Origin of the sequence: Variovorax sp. UC74_104 (assembly GCF_044055375.1) — a bacterium.
Taxonomy (GTDB): Bacteria; Pseudomonadota; Gammaproteobacteria; order Burkholderiales; family Burkholderiaceae_C; genus Variovorax.
The window spans coordinates 4,917,378-4,936,797 of sequence record NZ_CP171978.1 but is presented as its reverse complement, the minus strand read 5'-3'; the positions used below and the strand labels follow the sequence as shown (position 1 = coordinate 4,936,797).

The window sequence follows — 19,420 nt, the reverse complement described above, 5'->3', positions numbered from 1 at the left end:
CATGGCCACGCAGCGGCCCGGTTTCCCCGTTCGCCTGACACCCACCGCCTCGGCCGCCACGCGCGGGCGCATGCCTGCCGCGCCGGTCAAGCCGGTGGTGGCGTCCACGCCCTCGATGGCCTCCGACGCCGTGCGCGCGCGCATGGTGCAGAAGCTGGCGGCGCAGGGTATTTCCGATGCCCGTGTGCTGCGCGCGATGGGCGCCGTGGAGCGGCATCGCTTCGTCGACAGCGCCCTGGTCAACCAGGCCTACGAAGACACCAGCCTGCCGATCGGCCTGGGGCAGACCATTTCCAAGCCCAACGTGGTGGCCCGCATGATCGAGCTGCTGATGGGCGCTCCCGCCCTCGTGGGAAAGCCCGAGGCCAAGCTGGGCCGGGTGCTCGAGATCGGCACGGGCTGTGGCTATCAGGCGGCCGTGCTGAATCATGTGGCGACCGAGGTCTACAGCATCGAGCGCCTGCGCGGTCTGCACGAGCGGGCCCGGGCCAATCTGAGGCACTTCCGGCTCGCGACCGTGCACCTGATATTGGGCGACGGGATGATCGGCTACGCCAAGGGCGCGCCCTATGCCGGCATCATCGCCGCGGCAGGCGGCGAGGCGGTGCCGCAGGCATGGATCGAGCAGCTCGCGGTGGGTGGACGCATCGTCGCGCCGACCCATTCCGCGAAGGGTGGCCAGGCCCTCGTCGTCATCGACAAGACCCCCCGCGGACTGGAGCGGCTCATTCTTGAGGCCGTTCACTTTGTCCCCCTAAAATCCGGAATCGCTTGAAGGAATAACAAATGCAGGGTTTTGGCAATCGGAGTTGGTTCGCTGGCGTCACGTTGGCCTTTGTGCTCGTGATCGCGGGCTGTTCCACACCTCGCGGGCCGGCACCAGTCGAAGACCGCGGCACCATGACGCGCGCGCCAGGCGCGACCGTGCCCGGCGGCCCGCCCATCACCACCGACGCCAACGGCAAGCCGCTTGCCGGAATCGAGAACTATGGCAAGCCCGGCTACTACGCCGTGCGCCCCGGCGACACCATCCGCCGCATCGGCATCGAGACCGGCCAGCGCTGGCAGGACCTCGTGCGCTGGAACAACCTCGACAACCCGGACCTGATCGAAGTCGGCCAGGTGCTGCGCGTGATTCCGCCCGCCGGCTCGGGAACTGCCGTTGCGGCGGCTCCCGCGGCATCGGCACCCGGCGCTTCTTCTCCCGACGGTGCCGTCACGAGGCCTGTAACGCCGCAGCCCGTGGTGGTGCCTTCGACGTCCAGCGGGGCGACCAAGCCGCCGCCGGTCACGGCTTCGCCGGCCAGCCCCGGCAGCGGCGGTTCGGGTGACGAAGACCTCGGATGGATCTGGCCCGCGAGCGGTTCGCTGATCGCAGGCTTCGACGAAGCCAAGAACAAGGGCTACGACATCAGCGGCAAGGCGGGCGACCCCGTGCTGGCTGCCGCCGATGGCCGTGTGGTCTATGCGGGCGCGGGCCTGCGCGGCTACGGCAACCTCATCATCCTGAAGCACAACAACACCTACCTCACGGCGTATGCGCACAACCAGGCGCTGCTCGTGAAGGAAGACCAGTCGGTTCAGAAGGGCCAGAAGATCGCCGAAATGGGCAACAGCGATGCCGATCGCGTGAAGCTGCATTTCGAGATCCGCCGCCAGGGCAAGCCCGTCGATCCCTCGCGCTACCTGCCCAGCCGGTGATGCCATGGCTGCCTCCCGCTCCCGCCGCACGCTGTTGCCTGCGCGCGGGTCGGCGGGCAGAGGCAGCATGCCTTCGGGCAACGGCCATCCGGAGCCTGACGGCGAGAGTGCGCACGCTCCCGAAGAAGACGTAGACGCATCAGCGGCAGACGCTGCGCTGCCCGCGAACAGCGCCATGGGCGCCGCGGGCGAGCTGGTCGGGGGCGAAGGCGCCGATGCGCTGACCATCTACCTGCGCCAGGTCCGCCGCACCGAGCTCTTCACGCCTGCCGAGGAATACCAGACCGCATGCGCCGCACGCGCGGGCGACTTCGCCGCGCGGCAGTCGATGATCGAGCACAACCTGCGGCTGGTGGTCAACATCGCCAAGGGCTACCTGGGGCGGGGCGTGCCGCTGTCCGACCTCATCGAGGAGGGCAATCTCGGGCTGATGCACGCGATCACCAAGTTCGAGCCCGAGCGCGGCTTCCGCTTTTCCACCTATGCGACCTGGTGGATCCGCCAGTCCGTCGAGCGCGCGGTCATGACGCAGGCGCGCGCCATCCGGCTGCCAGTGCACGTGGTGCGCGAGCTGCAGCAGGTGCTGAAGGCTCGCCGCACGCTCGAGGGCGACGCCGAATTCATCGCGCAGCGGCCCGACGGCGTGCGCGTGGAAGACATTGCCGCGCTGCTGGGCCGCGACGTGCAGGCGGTGGCCGATCTGCTGGCCCTCTCCGAGGCCCCGCGCTCGCTGGACGCGGGCGATTCCCGGGGCGACGAGGGCTTCACGCTGGCCGACACCGTGGCGTCCGAAGACGAGCACGGCAGCCCGACCGGCGTGGCGCACACGCGCGAGGTGGAGCGCCTGCTCGACCAGTGGGTGCATGCCCTCGACGCACGCGAGCGCGAAGTGCTGGAGGGCCGCTACGGCCTGCACGACCGCGAGCCCGAAACGCTGGAGGTGCTGAGCGTGCGCCTGGGGCTCACGCGGGAGCGCGTGCGGCAGATCCAGAACGAGGCACTGGCCAAGATGCGGCGCCAGTTGGCCCGCTCCGGCGTGGGGCGCGACGCGCTGTTCTAGGGGCATCCGGCCACGCTGAGACAATCGGGGGATGACGGAATCCATCGAAGAAAAGAAAGTCCCCGCGATCCCCGCGTATCCCGGTGAAGAATGGCTGAAGGTCGAGTCCCTCGACCTCGACGCGCAGGGCGTGGCGCACAAGGCCGACGGCATGGTCGTGTTCATCGAAGGCGCGCTGCCTTTCGAGGAAGTGCGGTTCAACGTCCATCGCCGCAAGAACAACTGGGAGCAGGGCACGGTCACCACCATCCGCCGCGAATCGTCGCAGCGGGTGCGCCCGGGCTGCCCCCATTTCGGCCTGCACACGGGCGCGTGCGGCGGCTGCAAGATGCAGCACCTCGATGCGGCCGCACAGGTGGCGGTGAAGCAGCGTGCGCTGGAAGACAACCTCTGGCACCTCGGCAAGGTCAAGCCGGAGAACCTGCTGCGGCCGCTCGAAGGCCCGGCCTGGCATTACCGCTACCGTGCGCGCCTCTCGGTGCGCCACGTGGTCAAGAAGGGCACGGTGCTGATCGGCTTTCACGAGCGCAAGAGCCGCTACCTGGCCGACATGCAGGTCTGCCCGGTGCTGCCGAAGCAGGTCAGCGAAATGCTCATGCCGCTGCGCGAGCTGATCGGCTCGATGGACGCGCGCGACACCTGCCCGCAGATCGAACTGGCCTGCGGCGACGCGCCCGATTCCACGCGGCTCGGCACGATCGCCCTGGTGCTGCGGCACCTGGAACCGCTCTCGCGCGCCGACATCGACCAGCTGAAGGCATTTGCGGCCAGGAACGAAGGCGTGCAATGGTGGCTGCAGCCCAAGGGGCCGGACACCGTGAAGCTGCTGGAAGAGGGCGGCACGCCGCTGGCGTACCGGCTGCCGGAGTTCGGCGTCACGATGCCGTTCAAGCCCACCGACTTCACGCAGGTCAACCCGCACATCAACCGGGCGCTGGTGGGCAAGGCGCTGCGCCTGCTCGACGTGCAGCCCGACGAGCGCGTGATCGACTGGTTCTGCGGCCTTGGCAATTTCACCTTGCCATTGGCGAGCAGGGCGCGCGAGGTGCTGGGCATCGAAGGCAGCGACACGCTGGTGGCGCGTGCGACCGACAACTTCAAGAGGAATCAGCCAGCCACTTCGGCTCGCCGTGAGTTGTCGCCCGCGACCTTCGTGGCGCGCAACCTGTTCGAGATGACGCCTGAGATGCTGGTGGCCGACGGCAGCGCCGACAAATGGCTGGTCGACCCGCCGCGCGAAGGCGCATTCGCGCTGGCCAAGGCCATTGCCGATCTTCACCAGCAACCCGAATTGCGCACCGACGGCTGGACGCCGCCGAAGCGCATCGTCTACGTCAGCTGCAACCCGTCGACGCTCGCGCGCGATGCGGGCCTGCTTGTGCATCAGGCGGGTTATCGCTGCACCCATGCGGGGGTGGTCAACATGTTCCCGCACACGGCGCACGTCGAGTCGATTGCGGTTTTCGAACTGGAATGAAAAAAGGGCCCTTCGGGGCCCTTTTTGTTGGTGCGGTCGGTCCGCTCGCTCAGTCGCGCTCGCCGCCGAAGATGCCCAGCAGGGCCAGCAGGCTCTGGAACACGTTGAACAGGTCGAGGTACAGCGCGAGCGTGGCGCTGATGTAGTTGGTCTCGCCGCCGTCCATGATCTGCTTCAGGTCATAGAGCATGTAGGCCGAGAAGATGCCGATGGCGGCCACCGAGATGACCAGCATGCCGGTGGTCGAGCCGACGAACACGTTGATGATGCCGCCGACCATCAGCACCATGGCGCCGACGAACAGGAACTTGCCCATGCCCGACAGGTCGCGCTTGATGACGGTGGCCAGCGAGGCCATCACGAAGAACACGCCGGCGGTGCCGCCGAAGGCCGTCATGATGAGTTCGGAGCCGTTCTTGAAACCGAGCACCATCGCGATCAGGCGCGACAGCATCAAGCCCATGAAGAAGGTGAAGGCCAGCAGCACCGGCACGCCGGCGGCGGAGTTCTTGGTCTTCTCGATGGCGAACATGAAGCCGAAGGCGCCGCCGAGGAAGACGATGAGGCCCAGGCCGCCGGTCAGCGAGCGGGTGATGCCGGTGCTGACGCCGACCCATGCGCCCAGCACGGTGGGCAGCAGGCTCAGTGCGAGCAGCCAGTAGGTGTTGCGCAGCACGCGCTGGCGTTCGGCTTGAGCCAGTGGCTGGCCGTAGCCGGAAGAGGTGTCTAGGGTGGTAACGCGGTCGTTCATGGCCGGAGCTCCTGTGGTTGCTGCAAGGATGCAGTTGGGCGCATTCTAGGGGGCCGCAAGAGGGGGTATCGAAAAGACCGTATGCGGGGTGTTCCCAAGCCCTGAAGCCGCCTTGGCGCAGCGGCTGCGGCATGGCCGTTATGCTCTTGGGTTTTCACGCAAGCAGAGCTCATCCATCATGAAGACCAAATCCTTCCTCGAACTCGCCGACGTCAAGGCCGTTGCCGCAGCAGCCGAGGCCGAAGCCCTCAAGAACAACTGGGCAGTGACCATCGCGATCTCGGACGACGCCGGCAACCTGCTGTGGCTGCAGCGCTTGGACGGCGCCGCTGCGCTCTCCTCGCACATCGCACCCGCCAAGGCACATACGGCTGCCATGGGCCGCCGCGAGAGCAAGGTCTATGAAGACATCATCAACGGCGGCCGCACGGCTTTCCTGACGGCGCCTGAAGTCCAGGGCCTGCTCGAAGGCGGCGTGCCGATCGTCAAGGACGGCCACGTGATCGGCGCGGTCGGCGTGAGCGGCGTGAAGTCGAACGAAGACGCGCAGATCGCCAAGGCCGGCATTGCGGCTCTCGGCCTCTGATTCTTTTCTTTCGCGCAATGCAAAACGCCGACTTCGAGGTCGGCGTTTTTGTCTAGGCTGCTTCAGCGTGGAAAAAAAGCTTGGCTAGTCGGAAAACCGTTGGCTAGCAAAAAACGACCCTTCGGAGATGAATCTCCTTGAGTCGCCCCACGATGAAACTTGCGCGAAGGGCGGGCTGGGTGACTTACTTGGTCAGGATCAGCTTGCCGAGTTTGGTGGCTTGCAGCCGGTAGAGGGAGCCGTTGTGCATGATGCCCACGGTCTTGCTTCCTTTGAGGAGCTCCGTGCTTTCGAGCATTGGTACCGGACGCGTTGCCTGGATGGACGCATGGCCGCCACCCGATTGGTCGAGCGAAGGATGGTTCAGAACAGAAAAGGCATTCGGTGTGGCTGGCATCTTGAGTTCCCTTATCGAAGCGATGACTGAATGATAATGATTCGCAAGTAGAAGTCAATCGTCGCGATCAACTTTTTTTCCTTGTGACTTTCCTTCAGGTCACTTCGCGTCGGGTTCGGTGACGAAGCCGATCTTGCGCACGCCGGCTTCCCGGGCTTCCGACATCGCCTTGGCCACGCGCTCGTAGCGAACGGCCTTGTCGCCGCGGATGTGCAGTTCGGGCTGCGGTTCCTTGGCGGCTTCCGCGGCGAGGCGCCCCGGCAGCTCGCTGTCGTCGATCTTCTGCTCGTTCCAGTAGTAGGTGCCGTCGGCCGTGACGCTGAACAGGATGTTCTGCGGCTTGGGCTGTTCGGGCTCGCTCGTGGCGCGCGGAAGGTCGATGTTGACCGCGTGCTTCATCACCGGCACGGTGATGATGAAGATGATGAGCAGCACCAGCATGACGTCGACCAGCGGCGTCATGTTGATCTCGTTCATCACCTCATCGGGTTCGTCTTGTGTTCCGAAGGCCATGATGCTCAGCCCTTCTTGAGCGGAACCACGATGGCGTCACCGCTGCCGCTCTGGACGCGGGCACCCGTAACGAAGTAGGCGTGCAGGTCGTGGGCGAAGGCGTTGAGCTTGGTCAGCACGAACTTGTTGCCGCGCACCAGCGCGTTGTAGCCCAGCACCGCGGGAATGGCGACGGCCAGGCCGAGCGCCGTCATGATCAGCGCCTCGCCGATCGGGCCCGCCACCTTGTCGATGGTCGCCTGGCCGGCCGAGCCGATGCTCATGAGGGCGTGATAGATGCCCCACACGGTGCCGAAGAGGCCGATGAACGGAGCCGTGGAGCCGACCGAAGCCAGGATCGCCAGGCCGGTCTGCAGGCGGGCGGTGAAGGCGTCGATGCCGTTGCGCAGCGCGCGCGTGATCCAGTCGCTCACGTCCAGCGCATCGTGCAGGTGGGCCTTGGTGTTGCGGTGGTGGGCAGCCGCCTCGCGGCCTTCGAGGGCCAGCGCGCGGAAGGGGTTGCTGTCGTCCTTGCCCAGCTTGTTCAGGGCGGTGGCGAAGTCTTCGCTGTGCCAGAAGTCCTGCGAGTGCTTGGCCAGGCGCTTGTAGCGGATGACATCGAGCGCCTTGACGATGATCACGATCCACGACGCGAGCGACATGCCGATCAGCAGCACCGCCACGGCCTTGGTGACGAAGTCGCCCTGATTCCAGACGTTCATCAAGCCGAATTGAGAATCCATGCGTACTACTCCAAAAAATTACTGGGAAAGATTGAACCGGATGGGCGCCTTCAGCATGTAGACCGTGGCCTCGTTGGCCCCCGGTTGCTTGAACGGCGTCACTTGGGAGGACATCAGCGCTTCGCGCGCAGCCTGGTCGAGCCGCTCGTAGCCGCTGGACTTGAAGATTTCGGCCCGCTTGGGGATGCCCGCGCTGTTGAAATACACGGCAACGACCACGACGCCGGATTCGCCCAGGCGCCTGCTCATTGCGGGAAACACCACGCGCGGCTCGCGCACGTACTGCGTCTGGCCTTCGCTGATCTCGACCAGCTTGGGCGCCGGCGGTGCGGGAGGCGGCGCCGGCGGCGGTTCGGGAGCGGGCGGCGGAATGGGGGCCGGCGGCGGCGGGGGCTCGACGCTGCCTGTCGGCGCGTTGGGCGCCGGGGTCGGCTTGGGTTCTCTGATCGCCTGCGGCCGCGGAGGAGGCGGCGACTTGACCACCTTCTTTTCCGGCGGTGGGGGCGGAGGCGGCGGGGGAGGGGCCGGCTTGGGCGGCTCCACGAGCTGGCTGATGATCTCCACGGGGATCACCACTTCGGCGGCGCGGCGCAGCAGGCCACTCTGGAGCGCCCACAGCGCAGCAGCGTGAAACAGGACGACCCCTCCGGCAATGACGACATTGCGCGAAAGGCCGAAGAGGGAAGGAGGGGGGGCGAAGCGGTCAGACACGATCAACCATTCGAATGCGGGCACCGCCAAAGGTGCCCCGATTGCAGCAAAACCGCTACGAAGACGCCACTGGCGCTACTTGCGAAAGATCCACCAGGCCGAACCAGCGACGAGGATCAGGCTGCCGCCGATTGCCGAGACGAGTTCCATGCTTTGCTTTCCTTGATGGAGTTGGCAAGCTGGATCGCTCTCGGGCCCGATTCGCAATTCAATGCGGCGACCGGGTGCGAAGCGCTGCACTGCGCGACGATATCGCGCGCGCAGCCTTCACATTGGCCACACTGGGTGGCCACGCCAAGTTCGAACTGGACTTCGTCGAAAGTCATGCCGGCCCGCACGTGACGTGCGATTTCGCGGTCGGAGACTCGGCGGCAGACACAAACGATCATGGCGGTGAAAGCTCAGTTGGCTGGCTGTTGGACGTGGGTGATTATAAAATAAGAATCCATCGCATTCACAATAACTATGTGTTACTGATTCATGCAACACCCGGCCCGCTGAAAAATCAGACCTCCGACCAGAGCCGCAGCAGGTTGTGGTAATGCCCCGTCAGAGCCACGGTTTCCTCGCATTCGCCCAGGCGCGCGCGCAGCTTCTGGATGTTCTGGTCCAGCTCGAAAAGCATGCCGCGCTGCTGGTCGCTACGCACCATGCTCTGCAGCCAGAAGAACGAGCAGACCCGCGCCCCCCTTGTCACGGGCTGGACGCGGTGAAGGCTGCTCGCGGGGTAAAGAATGAGATCGCCGGCCGGCAGCTTCACTTCGTGCGAGCCGTAGGTGTCGATCACTTCCAGTTCGCCGCCCTCGTAGTCTTCCGGGTCGCAAAGAAAAAGGGTGCACGACAGGTCCGTACGCAGCTGCTGCCCGCTGCCGGGCACGGCCCGCACCGCGCCGTCGACGTGGACGCCGTAGTGCTCGCCCCCTTCATAGCGGTTGAAAAGCGGCGGTACGAAGCGCGACGGAAGCGCCGCCGAGAAGAAGAGCGCATTCCGCGCCAGCGCGGCGAGCACGATGCCGCCCAGCTCCTTGCCGACCGGCGAATGCTCCGGCAGCTGGCGGTTGCGCTTGACCTGCGCACCCTGCGCACCGACCGTCTGGCGGCCGTCGGTCCATTGCGTGGCGTCGAGCGCGGCGCGCATCTCGCGCACCTGCTCGGGGCTCAGCACTTCGGGCACATGCAGCATCATTTTTCGGGAACTCCGCAATCGAGAAAAGCCCCGGCGCGGGCCGGGGCTCGAGTGTCGCACCGCACCGCACCGGGCGAGGCCGGTGCACGTGCAAGGGGGCCGTCAGAACGCGAAGTTCGCGGTGATCTTGGCCGATCGGGGGATGCCCGGCGTGTAGCGGTAGCCGCTCTTGTTGATGGCCGCCACGTAGTCCTTGTTGAACAGGTTGTAGACGTTCAGCTGGATGTCGATGTTCTTGTTGATGCGATAGGACGCCATCGCGTCGAACACCCAGTACGAGTCGACATAAGCCGGTGTGCCCACCGCGCCGTCGGTGCCGCGCTGCAGCTTGCCGTTGTAGCGCGCGCCGCCGCCGAGCGTCAGGCCGAACGGGAACTGGTAGGTGGTCCACAGCGTGAAGGCTTTCTTCGGCGTGTAGGCGAGGGCGGTCGAGCCGTCCGCCAGCACCGAGGGGCCGCTCAGCACGCGGGTGTTCATGGTGGTGAAGCCCGAGCTCACGCCCCAGTTGTCGGTCAGCGCGCCCGACACGCCGAGTTCCACGCCCTGCACGCGCTTCTTGCCGGTCTGGAAGTACTGCTGCGTGACCGAGTCCTGCACCACCTCGTTGCTCACGTCCGTGCGATAGAGCGCCGCCGTCAGGGCCACGCGCTTGTTCATCACGTCCCACTTGGTGCCGAGTTCGTAGGTCTTGGCCTTCTGCGGCAGGAAGTCGGTGCGTCCGGTGCTGTTGCCGGTGCCGCCGGCAGCCAGCTGGAAGTTGGCGCCGCCCGGCGGTTGCGCCGCGGTGCCGTAGGCCGCGTAGACGCTGCTGTTCTCGGTCGGCTTGTAGACCAGGCCGATCTTGCCGGAGAGCAGGTTGTCCGACAGCTTCAGGCTGGTCGGCGTGATGGTCGCGGTCTGCGGGCCGTTGCCGCTGCGCGCCAGCGTCAGGGCGGTGGCGTTGTAGGTGGTCGAGTAGTGGTCGTAGCGCAGGCCGGCGGTCAGCTGCCATTGCTCGTTGAACTTCAGCGTGTCGAAGGCGTACAGGCCGATGGTGTCGGTGCTGCCCTCCGAGCCGGTGCCGTTGGCGATGCGGTTGTAGCCGCTCACGTAGGGGTTCGGGTTGTAGAGGTTGGCGGCGGGCCACGAGCCGACAGCGGCCAGCGTGGTGCCCACGCTCGCAAAGCCTGGTGCGTAGAAGTTGTTGGCGGTCTGCTTCTCGCGGATGAACTCGAGGCCGCCGTTGAACGAGTGGCTGATGCTGCCCGTGTTGAACTTGGCCGACACGCTCGTCTGGTTGGTGAAGATCGTGTTTTCCTGGTCCTTGTTGGTGGGCAGGTTGCGCGTGATCGTCCAGCTTGCAGGAATCGTCGGGATCACCGTGTTCAGGAAGCCCGAGTTCGCCGCGGGCAGGGTGCCGGCGCCGTTCGTCGACGTCAGGCCGCCGCCCATGAAGGACGTCAGCATGTAGTCCTGCGAGGTCTTGCCGTAGCGCGTGGTGTTGCGGATGGTGATGTCGGGCGTGAGGTCGTGCTCGATGCGCGCGGTGAACATGTCGGCCGTGACGTTGTCGAAGTCCGAGCTGGTGCCGTAGAAGTTGCTCGAATCGACGCGCGGCGCGTAGTTCAGATAGGTGCGGCGGGCCAGGCCGCGGGTGATTGCGGTGGCGTCGGGCGTGGTGTAGCCCGGAAGGCCGATGGTGGGCACGCCGCCATCGGGGATGTTGTTCTGCTTGACGTGCAGGTAGTCGAGGAAGATGCGCGTCGGGCTGTTCAGGCCGAGGGCGAGAGAAGGCGCGATCGCCCAGCGCTTGTTCTTGACGAAGTCGCGGCCCGCCACGCCGCCGTCTTCGCTCACCGCGTTCAGGCGGAAGGCCGCGCCGACGCCGTTGGCACCGCTGAGCGACTTGTTCCAGTCGACGCTGCCGCGCTTGAAGTCGGCGCTGCCGAAGCTCAGGGAGCCCAGGAAGCTGTCCTCGAGCTTGGGCTTCTTGGTGACGAGGTTGATGTAGCCGGTCGGCGAGGTGCGGCCCACGTCGGTGCCCGAGGGGCCCTTCACGACTTCGACCTGTTCGATGTTGAAGATGTCGCGCGAGACCGAGCCCAGGTCGCGGATGCCGTCGACGAAGATGGCGCTGGAGCTGTCGAAGCCGCGCATGAAGACGGCGTCGCCGGTGTTGGTGTTGCCGTTCTCCCCGAGGAAGAAGGTGCCCACGCCGGGCGTGTTGCGCAGCGCCTCGGTCAGCGTGGTCGCGCCCTGGTCGCGAATGATCTGTTCCTTGATGACCTGGATGGTCTGGGGCGTGTTCACCAGCGGGGCCGTGAACTTGGGGTTCGACGAGTTGTCGGTCTTGTAGTCGGCGGTGGCGGTGTCCTGCACGCGGACTTCGGGAAGTGCGCCTCCCGATTGGGCCAGGGCGCCGGGTGCCGCAATGGCCAGCAGCGTGGCGGCGGCAGCGCCCGAGAGGTGAGGAACGGCGCGCGCAACGGTGTGTTTGCGGCTCTTGATGTAGGCCATGAAGTTTTCTCCGAAAGGGGCGGGCGGCAGGACTCGACTGGCGATGTCCGGGCGGCCTGCATTCCTGGGTCGGAGAAACGAGGGGGACTGGCTGGGTGAGTCGATTCGCGAGGTGTCGCAAATCGCTGCGAATGATATTGGTTCTCAATATCAAAATTAACAATTGAGTCGAATTAATTAACGAACGTGGCAGGCGCGTTGCTGTTGTGCAACGAAAGCTCGCAGGGCTGCCGAGCCTCAGTACACGTCGCGCCGGTAGCGGCCGCTCGTCGCCAGCTCGCTGAACAACGCCTCGCCGGCGATCTGGCGCAATGCCGCGTCCACGCCCGAGGCCATGCCTTGCAGGCTCCCGCAGACGTAGATGGCCGCGCCGTCGTGCAGCCAGCGCAGCAGAGTGTCGGCCGACTGCAGCAGCCGGTGCTGGACGTAGAAGCGCTCGGCCTGGTCGCGCGAGAAGACCATGTCGAGCCGCTTGAGTACGCCATCGGCCCGCCATGCCTCGAGTTCTTCGCGATAGAGGAAGTCGTGGGCCGCCTGGCGCTCGCCGAACACCAGCCAGTTGTCGTGCCTGCCCATGGCCGCGCGCGCCCGAAGATGCGCGCGCAGGCCCGCGATGCCGGTTCCGTTGCCCACGAGGATCAGCGGCCGCGTCTCGTTGCCGTCCAGCCGGAAGCCCCGGTGCGGCCGCACGCGCAAGGCCACCGTGTCGCCGATGCTCAGCGTGGAAGTGAGCAGGCCCGATGCGGCACCGAGCGTGCCGTCCGGATGCTGTTCCTGCCGCACCAGCAGCTGCAGTTCGCCGTCGGCATGCACCGAGGCGATGGAGTAGTCGCGCGGCCGCTTCGGATCGCTCGCCACGGCCACCTGCGCGAGGTCGCCCGGGGCCCAGGGCGGCATGGGGCCCGACTGCGGTACGAGCCCGAGGTGGAAGACCGGCCCGCCCGCGCTGCCCGGATTGAGGCGCTCGCGCACAACGAGCCGCCATTGGGCGAAGCTGGCAGGGGCCGCATCGCCGGTGCCGCCCTCCGGCACTGCGCCCCATTGCGCCTGCCAGGCCGCCAGCGCGGCCGGGTCGCTGTTGTCGACCTCGATGCGATCGAATTCGCGCGTGGCGCCCGCGGCCTGCAGCCACTCGTCGAGCGCGCGGCCGAAGCCGCAGAAGTTGGCGTACTGCCGGTCGCCCAGGGCCAGCACCGAGTAGCCCAGCGAAGGCAGCGCAGGTGGCGAATTCGCCGTCATCGTTCGCTCGACGAACACGCTGGCGCCGTCGGGTGCATCGCCTTCGCCATAAGTGCTGGCGATGAAGAGCGCGCGGCGCGCGGCGGCCAGCGCAGGGGCGTCCAGCGCGTTCAGTTCCATCACGCGCGCCGGGATGCCCGCGGCGCCCAGTTGCCGGGCGGTCTGCCACGCGATGGCTTCGGCCTGGCCGGTCTGGCTGGCGAACAGCACGAGCACCGGGGGCTCGCCGCTGTCACCTGAAAGCGCTGCGGCATCGCGCGCGGCCGCGGCTTTTCGCCTGTGCTCGCGCAGGTAGATCGACGCGCAGAGCGCCGCGTACGCAGCAAGGGTGGAGCCCGCGCCCAGGGCGCGCCAGCCGAAGTCGTTCATGTGCCGGCCGGCGCGGGCCAAGCGGGCGTGGCCTTTGCGGCGGGCGAAGGAACGCCTTGGCTCACGAACAGCGCGGCAACGCCGTGCTGCAACGCGAAGTCGAATCCTTCATCTGGGCCCAGCACAGTCAGCACGGTGGCGAGCGCGTCGGCCTGCATGCATTCGGCGTGCAGCACGGTGACGCTGGCGAGAGCATGCGCGACCGGCTCGCCCGTCCGGGGATCGATGGTGTGCGACCAGCGGCGCCCCTCGTGCGAGCGCTGGTGCCATCGGTCGCCCGAGGTGGCGATGGCCATGTCGGCCAGCGCCACGCGCCTGGCCCCGGCCGGATCGTCGTCGACGAGCACCTGCCAGGGTTGCCCGCCAGGCCGCTTGCCGATGCCTCGCAGCTCGCCGCCGATTTCGAGAAGCGCATCCGTGATGCCCAGTGCGCGCAAGGCCTCGATGCCGTGATCGACCGCGAAGCCCTTGGCAATGCCCGAGAGATCGAGCGCGACGCCCCCGGGCTGCAGCAGCGAGCCATCGGCGTCATCGAAAGCCAGCCGCGACCAGCCGACACGCTTTCGAGCCTCGGCCAGGGCATCCGCGGCGGGCAGGGTGTTTTCGGCGCCGGCTTCAGGACCGAAGCCCCAGCAGGCGACCAGCGGGCCGACGGTCGGATCGATCGCACCGCCGCTGGCCGTCGCCCACCGGAACGCGCATCGCATCACGGTGGCGAGCTCCGCCGGCAGGATGTGGCGCGACCCGGGTTCGGCGCGGTTGATCCGGCTGATGTCCGACTCAGGCTCCCAGTGGCTCATCTGTGCGATCACGCGGTCGAGCGCCGATTCGACGGCCAGGCGCACTTCCGCCAGCGGCAGCATCCGCGGGTTGTCGAAGCGCAGCGACCAGGTGGTGCCCATGGTCTGGCCGCCCAGCTGCTGCAGCGTCGCAGGATCGGCAGGGCGGGGGACGGCCGCGTTGGCGTAGCCGCCAGCGCGCCAGGTGCTGAACGAAAGGCCCAAGGAGGTGGTCCGCTCTACCGCGGCCTCAGGGCATCACTTCGAGGGTGGCCGCGTAGCTCAGGCGACGTTCCTTGGCCTGCGGCACCGTGGTCTTGTTGTCCTTGGTGCTGGCGTCGAGCCAGTACATGCCCGCGGCCGGCCAGGTCACGCTGAACTGGCCCTTGTCGTCGGTTTTGAGCTTGATTTCCTCGAGCTTGTCGCGGTACTGCGTGTTGCCCGCCGTCACCGTCACTTCGAGCCCCTTGGCGGGCTGGCCGTCGAGGTTCAGCGTGAAGGTGGCCTTCTCGCCCTTGACCAGATCGGTCGGGCTGCCGGTGGCAATCAGCTCCAGGCCCTGGCCGACAGGCTTGAGCGCGGAGGGCTTGCCGACCGTCACGAAGGTCTCGATGCGGCCGGACGACTGCGTGACCGTCACGTCCTGCGCGTCGGCCGGAATCTCCTTGCCGATGGTCTCCGCAGTGCCGCGCGCGCGCCTGGTCTGGCCCGTGGCCTTGTCCTTCCAGCTCGCGAAGGCGCCGGCGTTGATCACGGCGATGCGGTAGGTGCCGGGCTGCGCCACGCTCACGTCGAACACGTTGCGCAGCTTGAGCTTGGCCTCGGTCTCGGGCTTGACGGTGCTGCCGTCGGGCGCGGTGATCTGCAGGCCGTCCAGGCGCAGCGGCGCGTGGTTGGCGACGAACAGGTCGTTGGACACGGCGGCGTCGACCGTCACGGTGTCGGCCTTGGAGAACACGGTGGAGGAGGGCAGCAGCCAGGCGTTGTGCGCCTGGGCGAGCGACGCGGCGGTCGACAGGGCAATTGCGAGGGAAGCGAGGCGCAGGTTGAAGCGGGTCATGGCGGGTCCTTTCTGATGGGCGGGCTGCGGTGCGGGAGACTTGTTCAGGGCTTGAGTTCGAGCCTGATCTCGCCGAGCTCTTCCTTGCCCGTCGCGGTCGGCTGCGCTGCCGCCGTCGGTGGCCACTGGAAGGGGATGCTCACGACCTCGCGGCCTCCGACTTCGCGCGCGGCCTCTACTACCAGCTTGTAGGCGCCAGGGGCGAGCTTGGGCATCGGCGCCGTGCCTTCCGTGAAGCTCAGCTGGTGCTTGCCGGCGGGCCTGGTCGCGCCCGTCACGCCGTCGACCGGCACCGAGAGTTCGCGGCCGCCGCGGCGCCACCACTGGCGCATGTCCTTCAGCCACTTCGTGCCTTCGCCCTCGGGGTTGTTGGTCTTGGTGCGCACGTCGTACCAGACGGCCAGCGTGCCGGCGACGGTGTTGTCGGCGCGCTCGATCCAGGTCGCCACGTAGGGGCGGTGGTACTCGGAGACGTTCAGCCGGGGAATCTCGATGTTGACGGCCAGCCCCGACGCGAAGGCCGGAGCCGCGAACAGCGCCGACATGGCCAGCGGCGCGAGTGAGTAGCGAACGTGCACGGGAAACCTCTTTCCTGGATCTGGATGAATTGATGAACGAATTCAGTGAATGAACAGCAGCGCGAGCAGCACCGGCACGACCAGCCCTATGCCGACCATCGGCCATGTGAAAGGCCGGTTGCCCGCATGCATCTTGAGAATGAAGAGGCCCGTGATCGAGAAGACCAGGGCGGCGCCCGCGAAGATGTCGATGAACCAGCTCCACGCGGCGCCCGTGTTGCGGCCCTTGTGGAGGTCGTTGAGGTAGGAGAGCCAGCCGCGGTCGGTGCGCTCGTATTCGATCTCGCCGTCGGCCAGGCTCAGGCGCAGCCAGGCGTCGCCGCCGGGACGCGGCAGCGACAGGTAGATCTCGTCGTCGGACCACTCGGCCTCGCGGCCGGCGGTGCTGATGCCCCAGTGCTTCTGCACCCAGGACTGGAGTTCGGGGGGAAGAGGGGCCTTGCCCTTGAGAGCCTTGGCGGCGGGCAACTGCTTCTCGAGCTGCGCGCGCATGGTCTCGTCGATCGTGCCGGCCAGCCTGGTGACGACCGGCCTGGCCTCGATCTGGCTGGCGTGATTGAGGGTGAAGCCCGTGACGCTGAACAGGATCATGCCGATGAGGCAGATCGCCGAACTCACCCAGTGCCATTCGTGCAGGGTCTTGAGCCAGTAGGCACGGCGGCGGTTGTCGGGGCGGGCGGCGGCAGTCATAGAAGGCGCGGATTTTATCCGTGCGAATGAGAATGACTGTTATTCGTGAGCGGTGAAGTTACGTAAAGCAATAAAAAACGGGACCGAAGTCCCGTCGATCGAGGAGAGGCAGGCCCCGCCTTATTCGAGCTCGCCCATCTGCGACTGCAGGTAGTTCTGCAGGCCGACCTTGTCGATCAGGTCGATCTGGGTTTCGAGGAAGTCGATGTGCTCCTCGGTGTCGTCCAGGATCTCCTGGAGCAGGTCGCGCGAGACATAGTCGCGCACCGATTCGCAATGCGCGATGCCGTCCTTGATGGTGGCCTGCGCGCCGGTTTCGGCGCCGAGGTCGCAGCGCAGCAGCTCTGGCACGTCTTCGCCGATGTTCAGCTTGCCGAGGTCCTGCAGGTTGGGCAGGCCGTCGAGCATGAAGATGCGGTCCATGAGCTTGTCGGCATGCTTCATCTCGCCGATCGATTCCTCGTATTCCTTCTTCGCCAGCTTGTCCAGGCCCCAGTGCTTGAGCATGCGGTAGTGCAGGAAGTACTGGTTGATCGCGGTCAGCTCGTTCTTGAGCTGCGCCTGCAGGTGTTCGATGACTTTAGGGTCGCCCTTCATGGTTTTTCCTTGTTCTAAAAGCGGTGATTGTCAGAGGTCCAAACACGCGCTTGCAAGCAAACCCATGCTGCGTCGGTCTGCATGCGTGTGATGGTGATACACGTTCGTATTGCTGCGTTGCCGAACGCATTTCGAAGCCATCGAAAACATAGCGAGACCCAATGCTTTTAATAGGTGATAGCTATTAATTTGGTCGAATTGGTAGTTATACTCATGTCTCGCTCTCATCTTTTGTCCAACCGAAGCATCCAAGGAATCAACATGTCCCTGATCAACACCCAAGTCCAGCCCTTCAAGACCCAGGCCTACCTCAACGGCAAGTTCATCGACGTTTCCGACGAGACGCTCAAGGGCAAATGGTCCGTGCTGATCTTCATGCCGGCGGCATTCACCTTCAACTGCCCGACCGAAGTCGAAGACGCGGCCGAACATTACGCCGAGTTCCAGAAGCTGGGCGCCGAGGTCTACATCGTGACCACCGACACGCACTTCTCGCACAAGGTCTGGCACGACACCTCGCCGGCCGTCGGCAAGGCCAAGTTCCCCCTGGTCGGCGATCCGACCCACACGCTGACCAACGCTTTCGGCGTGCACATCCCCGAAGAAGGCCTGGCACTGCGCGGCACCTTCGTGATCAACCCCGAAGGCATCATCAAGACCGCCGAAGTGCACTCGAACGAAATCGCCCGCGACGTGAAGGAAACGCTGCGCAAGCTGAAGGCAGCCGTCTACACCGCCGCCCACCCGAACGAAGTGTGCCCGGCCAAGTGGAATGAAGGCGACAAGACCATCGCTCCGTCGCTGGACCTCGTCGGCAAGATCTAAGCGTCACCCGAGCGAAAGCCCGGGCGCTCATAGGCCCCCGGGCTTTTTCAGCCCCAGTTGATAGTTTTACGTTATCGAAAGAGAGTCCCTCATGCTCGACGCAAACACCAAAGCCCAATTGAAGAGTTACCTCGAGCGCGCCACGCAGCCGATCGAGATCGTCGCCTCGCTCGACGACAGCAAGGCCTCGGGCGAGATGCTGTCGCTGCTGAAGGACGTCGCCGAATCGTCGCCGCTGGTCAGGCTGACCGAAAGCCGCGACGACAACCATCGCAAGCCCTCGTTCTCGGTCAACCGCCCGAGCGAAAACCACGGCCCGCGCTTCGCCGGCCTGCCGATGGGCCATGAATTCACGTCGCTGATCCTCGCGCTGCTGCAGATCGGCGGCTATCCCCCGAAGGTCGAGCAGGCCGTGCTCGACCAGATCAAGGCGCTCGACGGCGACTTCGAGTTCGAGATCTACGTCTCGCTCACCTGCCACAACTGCCCCGACGTGGTCCAGGCCCTGAACCTCATGGCCGTGCAGAACCCGCGCATCCGCACCACGATGATCGAAGGCGGCACCTTCCAGGAAGAAGTGAAGGAACGCCAGATCATGGCCGTGCCGACCGTGTTCCTCAATGGCACCGAGTTCGGCCAGGGCCGCATGAGCCTGGAGGAAATCCTCGCCAAGATCGACAACAGCGGCGTCGAGCGCGAAGCCAAGAAGATCGCCGGCAAGGACCCGTTCGACGTGCTGATCGTCGGCGGCGGCCCCGCGGGCGCTGCGGCTGCCGTCTACGCGGCGCGCAAAGGCATCCGCACCGGCGTCGCCTCCGAGCGTTTCGGCGGCCAGGTGCTCGACACCATGGGCATCGAGAACTTCATCTCGATCAAGGAAACCGAAGGACCGAAGTTCGCCCACGCGCTCGAGGAGCATGTGCGCGACTACGACGTCGACATCATGAACCTGCAGCGCGCCAAGGCGCTGGTGCCGGGCGACGGGCTGATCGAAGTGCAGCTCGAGAGCGGCGCCTCGCTCAAGAGCAAGTCGGTCATCATTTCGACCGGTGCGCGCTGGCGCAACATCAACGTGCCCGGCGAGCACGAGTTCAAGAACAAGGGCGTGGCCTATTGCCCGCACTGCGACGGTCCTCTCTTCAAGGGTAAGCGCGTCGCGGTGATCGGCGGCGGCAACTCGGGCGTCGAGGCAGCCATCGACTTGGCCGGCATCGTCGGCCACGTCACGCTGATCGAGTTCGACACGCAGCTGCGCGCCGACGCCGTGCTGCAGCGCAAGCTCAGGAGTCTGAAGAACGTCGATGTGTTCACCAACGCGCAGACCACCGAGATCACCGGCGACCAGAAGGTCAACGGCCTGGTCTACAAGGACCGCGCGACGGGCGAGTCGAAGAAGGTCGAGCTCGAGGGCGTGTTCATCCAGATCGGGCTGGTACCCAACACCGACTGGCTCAAGGGCACGGTCGAGCTGTCGAAGCACGGCGAGATCATCGTCGACGCGCGCGGCCAGACCTCGGTGCCTGGCGTGTTCGCGGCGGGGGATGCGACCACGGTGCCGTTCAAGCAGATCATCATCGCGGCCGGCGACGGCGCGAAGGCTGCACTGGGTGCGTTCGACCATCTGATCCGCACCTCGGCGCCTGCGTAAGCGGCCATCGGCGATGCAAAGCGAAAAAAGCGCCC

21 protein-coding genes are annotated in these 19,420 nt (G+C 66.1%); 7 read left to right on the top strand and 14 right to left on the bottom strand.

The window, feature by feature from the left end; translation table 11 throughout:
• The first annotated feature begins 1 nt into the window (after position 1).
• From ACHMXA_RS23220 to rlmD, 4 genes are read left to right on the top strand one after another with little or no spacing between them, the layout of a single operon-like run.
• The gene (locus tag ACHMXA_RS23220; RefSeq protein WP_176667009.1) at positions 2–775 is read left to right on the top strand and encodes a protein-L-isoaspartate(D-aspartate) O-methyltransferase; all 774 of its coding nucleotides are present in this window, start codon (positions 2–4) and stop codon (positions 773–775) included.
• An 11-nt stretch (positions 776–786) separates the two neighbouring features.
• On the top strand, positions 787–1,701 hold the full coding sequence (locus ACHMXA_RS23215) for a peptidoglycan DD-metalloendopeptidase family protein (RefSeq protein ID WP_395316449.1): 915 nt from the start codon (positions 787–789) through the stop codon (positions 1,699–1,701).
• A gap of 4 nt (positions 1,702–1,705) precedes the next feature.
• Positions 1,706–2,761, top strand: coding sequence for a sigma-70 family RNA polymerase sigma factor (locus ACHMXA_RS23210; protein ID WP_395316448.1), 1,056 nt, complete (start codon positions 1,706–1,708; stop codon positions 2,759–2,761).
• A 31-nt stretch (positions 2,762–2,792) separates the two neighbouring features.
• Positions 2,793–4,238, top strand: a complete 1,446-nt coding sequence (gene rlmD / locus ACHMXA_RS23205) for a 23S rRNA (uracil(1939)-C(5))-methyltransferase RlmD (RefSeq protein ID WP_395316447.1) — start codon at positions 2,793–2,795, stop codon at positions 4,236–4,238.
• A gap of 49 nt (positions 4,239–4,287) precedes the next feature.
• On the opposite strand, the gene ACHMXA_RS23200 is transcribed toward rlmD, so the two are convergent.
• Positions 4,288–4,989, bottom strand: coding sequence for a Bax inhibitor-1/YccA family protein (locus ACHMXA_RS23200; RefSeq protein ID WP_395316446.1), 702 nt, complete (start codon positions 4,987–4,989; stop codon positions 4,288–4,290).
• A 178-nt stretch (positions 4,990–5,167) separates the two neighbouring features.
• Here ACHMXA_RS23200 and ACHMXA_RS23195 point away from each other — a divergent pair, with 178 nt between their 5' ends.
• On the top strand, positions 5,168–5,575 hold the full coding sequence (locus tag ACHMXA_RS23195; RefSeq protein ID WP_007830736.1) for a heme-binding protein: 408 nt from the start codon (positions 5,168–5,170) through the stop codon (positions 5,573–5,575).
• A gap of 184 nt (positions 5,576–5,759) precedes the next feature.
• On the opposite strand, the gene hemP is transcribed toward ACHMXA_RS23195, so the two are convergent.
• The 13 genes from hemP to bfr all read right to left on the bottom strand — a co-directional run bounded on the left by hemP (position 5,760) and on the right by bfr (position 16,912).
• Positions 5,760–5,972, bottom strand: coding sequence for a hemin uptake protein HemP (hemP, locus tag ACHMXA_RS23190; RefSeq protein WP_019655899.1), 213 nt, complete (start codon positions 5,970–5,972; stop codon positions 5,760–5,762).
• A 99-nt stretch (positions 5,973–6,071) separates the two neighbouring features.
• Positions 6,072–6,485 (bottom strand): biopolymer transporter ExbD, encoded by a 414-nt coding sequence (locus ACHMXA_RS23185; RefSeq protein WP_176667004.1) that lies wholly within the window; start codon positions 6,483–6,485, stop codon positions 6,072–6,074.
• A gap of 5 nt (positions 6,486–6,490) precedes the next feature.
• Positions 6,491–7,207 carry a MotA/TolQ/ExbB proton channel family protein gene (locus ACHMXA_RS23180; RefSeq protein ID WP_176667003.1) on the bottom strand — a complete coding sequence of 239 codons (717 nt, stop codon included), beginning with the start codon at positions 7,205–7,207 and terminating at the stop codon, positions 6,491–6,493.
• Between the two features lie 18 nt (positions 7,208–7,225).
• Positions 7,226–7,918, bottom strand: coding sequence for an energy transducer TonB (locus ACHMXA_RS23175; protein WP_395316445.1), 693 nt, complete (start codon positions 7,916–7,918; stop codon positions 7,226–7,228).
• A gap of 116 nt (positions 7,919–8,034) precedes the next feature.
• Positions 8,035–8,307 carry a bacterioferritin-associated ferredoxin gene (locus ACHMXA_RS23170; protein WP_176667000.1) on the bottom strand — a complete coding sequence of 91 codons (273 nt, stop codon included), beginning with the start codon at positions 8,305–8,307 and terminating at the stop codon, positions 8,035–8,037.
• Between the two features lie 116 nt (positions 8,308–8,423).
• Complete coding sequence (locus ACHMXA_RS23165; protein WP_395316444.1) at positions 8,424–9,104, bottom strand: Fe2+-dependent dioxygenase; 681 nt, start codon at positions 9,102–9,104, stop codon at positions 8,424–8,426.
• Between the two features lie 102 nt (positions 9,105–9,206).
• On the bottom strand, positions 9,207–11,600 hold the full coding sequence (locus tag ACHMXA_RS23160) for a catecholate siderophore receptor Fiu (RefSeq protein WP_395316443.1): 2,394 nt from the start codon (positions 11,598–11,600) through the stop codon (positions 9,207–9,209).
• Between the two features lie 237 nt (positions 11,601–11,837).
• Positions 11,838–13,208, bottom strand: a complete 1,371-nt coding sequence (locus tag ACHMXA_RS23155) for a sulfite reductase subunit alpha (RefSeq protein WP_395316442.1) — start codon at positions 13,206–13,208, stop codon at positions 11,838–11,840.
• A complete protein-coding gene (locus ACHMXA_RS23150; RefSeq protein WP_395316441.1) occupies positions 13,205–14,212 on the bottom strand; it encodes an FAD:protein FMN transferase in 1,008 nt (335 codons plus the stop codon). The genes ACHMXA_RS23155 and ACHMXA_RS23150 overlap by 4 nt, the downstream gene beginning before the upstream one ends.
• A 25-nt stretch (positions 14,213–14,237) precedes the next feature.
• Positions 14,238–15,047 (bottom strand): DUF4198 domain-containing protein, encoded by an 810-nt coding sequence (locus ACHMXA_RS23145; protein WP_395316440.1) that lies wholly within the window; start codon positions 15,045–15,047, stop codon positions 14,238–14,240.
• A gap of 44 nt (positions 15,048–15,091) precedes the next feature.
• A complete protein-coding gene (locus tag ACHMXA_RS23140; protein WP_218088394.1) occupies positions 15,092–15,592 on the bottom strand; it encodes a DUF2271 domain-containing protein in 501 nt (166 codons plus the stop codon).
• 75 nt (positions 15,593–15,667) lie between these two features.
• Positions 15,668–16,315 carry a PepSY-associated TM helix domain-containing protein gene (locus ACHMXA_RS23135; protein ID WP_395316439.1) on the bottom strand — a complete coding sequence of 216 codons (648 nt, stop codon included), beginning with the start codon at positions 16,313–16,315 and terminating at the stop codon, positions 15,668–15,670.
• Between the two features lie 120 nt (positions 16,316–16,435).
• Positions 16,436–16,912, bottom strand: coding sequence for a bacterioferritin (gene bfr / locus ACHMXA_RS23130; protein ID WP_081270476.1), 477 nt, complete (start codon positions 16,910–16,912; stop codon positions 16,436–16,438).
• A 261-nt stretch (positions 16,913–17,173) separates the two neighbouring features.
• Between bfr and ahpC the strand changes: the two genes are divergently transcribed.
• Complete coding sequence (ahpC, locus tag ACHMXA_RS23125; RefSeq protein WP_377414537.1) at positions 17,174–17,737, top strand: alkyl hydroperoxide reductase subunit C; 564 nt, start codon at positions 17,174–17,176, stop codon at positions 17,735–17,737.
• Between the two features lie 91 nt (positions 17,738–17,828).
• On the top strand, positions 17,829–19,385 hold the full coding sequence (ahpF, locus tag ACHMXA_RS23120; RefSeq protein ID WP_395316438.1) for an alkyl hydroperoxide reductase subunit F: 1,557 nt from the start codon (positions 17,829–17,831) through the stop codon (positions 19,383–19,385).
• Positions 19,386–19,420: the final 35 nt, after the last annotated feature.

What these genes read in the sequence shown, in the direction of transcription:
- ACHMXA_RS23220 (WP_176667009.1), top strand. Translation starts at nt 2, where the DNA reads ATGGCCACGCAGCGGCCCGGTTTCCCCGTTCGCCTGACACCCACCGCC.
- ACHMXA_RS23215 (WP_395316449.1), top strand. Translation starts at nt 787, where the DNA reads ATGCAGGGTTTTGGCAATCGGAGTTGGTTCGCTGGCGTCACGTTGGCC.
- ACHMXA_RS23210 (WP_395316448.1), top strand. Translation starts at nt 1,706, where the DNA reads ATGGCTGCCTCCCGCTCCCGCCGCACGCTGTTGCCTGCGCGCGGGTCG.
- rlmD (WP_395316447.1), top strand. Translation starts at nt 2,793, where the DNA reads ATGACGGAATCCATCGAAGAAAAGAAAGTCCCCGCGATCCCCGCGTAT.
- ACHMXA_RS23200 (WP_395316446.1), bottom strand. Translation starts at nt 4,989, where the DNA reads ATGAACGACCGCGTTACCACCCTAGACACCTCTTCCGGCTACGGCCAG.
- ACHMXA_RS23195 (WP_007830736.1), top strand. Translation starts at nt 5,168, where the DNA reads ATGAAGACCAAATCCTTCCTCGAACTCGCCGACGTCAAGGCCGTTGCC.
- hemP (WP_019655899.1), bottom strand. Translation starts at nt 5,972, where the DNA reads ATGCCAGCCACACCGAATGCCTTTTCTGTTCTGAACCATCCTTCGCTC.
- ACHMXA_RS23185 (WP_176667004.1), bottom strand. Translation starts at nt 6,485, where the DNA reads ATGGCCTTCGGAACACAAGACGAACCCGATGAGGTGATGAACGAGATC.
- ACHMXA_RS23180 (WP_176667003.1), bottom strand. Translation starts at nt 7,207, where the DNA reads ATGGATTCTCAATTCGGCTTGATGAACGTCTGGAATCAGGGCGACTTC.
- ACHMXA_RS23170 (WP_176667000.1), bottom strand. Translation starts at nt 8,307, where the DNA reads ATGATCGTTTGTGTCTGCCGCCGAGTCTCCGACCGCGAAATCGCACGT.
- ACHMXA_RS23165 (WP_395316444.1), bottom strand. Translation starts at nt 9,104, where the DNA reads ATGATGCTGCATGTGCCCGAAGTGCTGAGCCCCGAGCAGGTGCGCGAG.
- ACHMXA_RS23160 (WP_395316443.1), bottom strand. Translation starts at nt 11,600, where the DNA reads ATGGCCTACATCAAGAGCCGCAAACACACCGTTGCGCGCGCCGTTCCT.
- ACHMXA_RS23155 (WP_395316442.1), bottom strand. Translation starts at nt 13,208, where the DNA reads ATGAACGACTTCGGCTGGCGCGCCCTGGGCGCGGGCTCCACCCTTGCT.
- ACHMXA_RS23145 (WP_395316440.1), bottom strand. Translation starts at nt 15,047, where the DNA reads ATGACCCGCTTCAACCTGCGCCTCGCTTCCCTCGCAATTGCCCTGTCG.
- ACHMXA_RS23140 (WP_218088394.1), bottom strand. Translation starts at nt 15,592, where the DNA reads ATGTCGGCGCTGTTCGCGGCTCCGGCCTTCGCGTCGGGGCTGGCCGTC.
- ACHMXA_RS23135 (WP_395316439.1), bottom strand. Translation starts at nt 16,315, where the DNA reads ATGACTGCCGCCGCCCGCCCCGACAACCGCCGCCGTGCCTACTGGCTC.
- bfr (WP_081270476.1), bottom strand. Translation starts at nt 16,912, where the DNA reads ATGAAGGGCGACCCTAAAGTCATCGAACACCTGCAGGCGCAGCTCAAG.
- ahpC (WP_377414537.1), top strand. Translation starts at nt 17,174, where the DNA reads ATGTCCCTGATCAACACCCAAGTCCAGCCCTTCAAGACCCAGGCCTAC.
- ahpF (WP_395316438.1), top strand. Translation starts at nt 17,829, where the DNA reads ATGCTCGACGCAAACACCAAAGCCCAATTGAAGAGTTACCTCGAGCGC.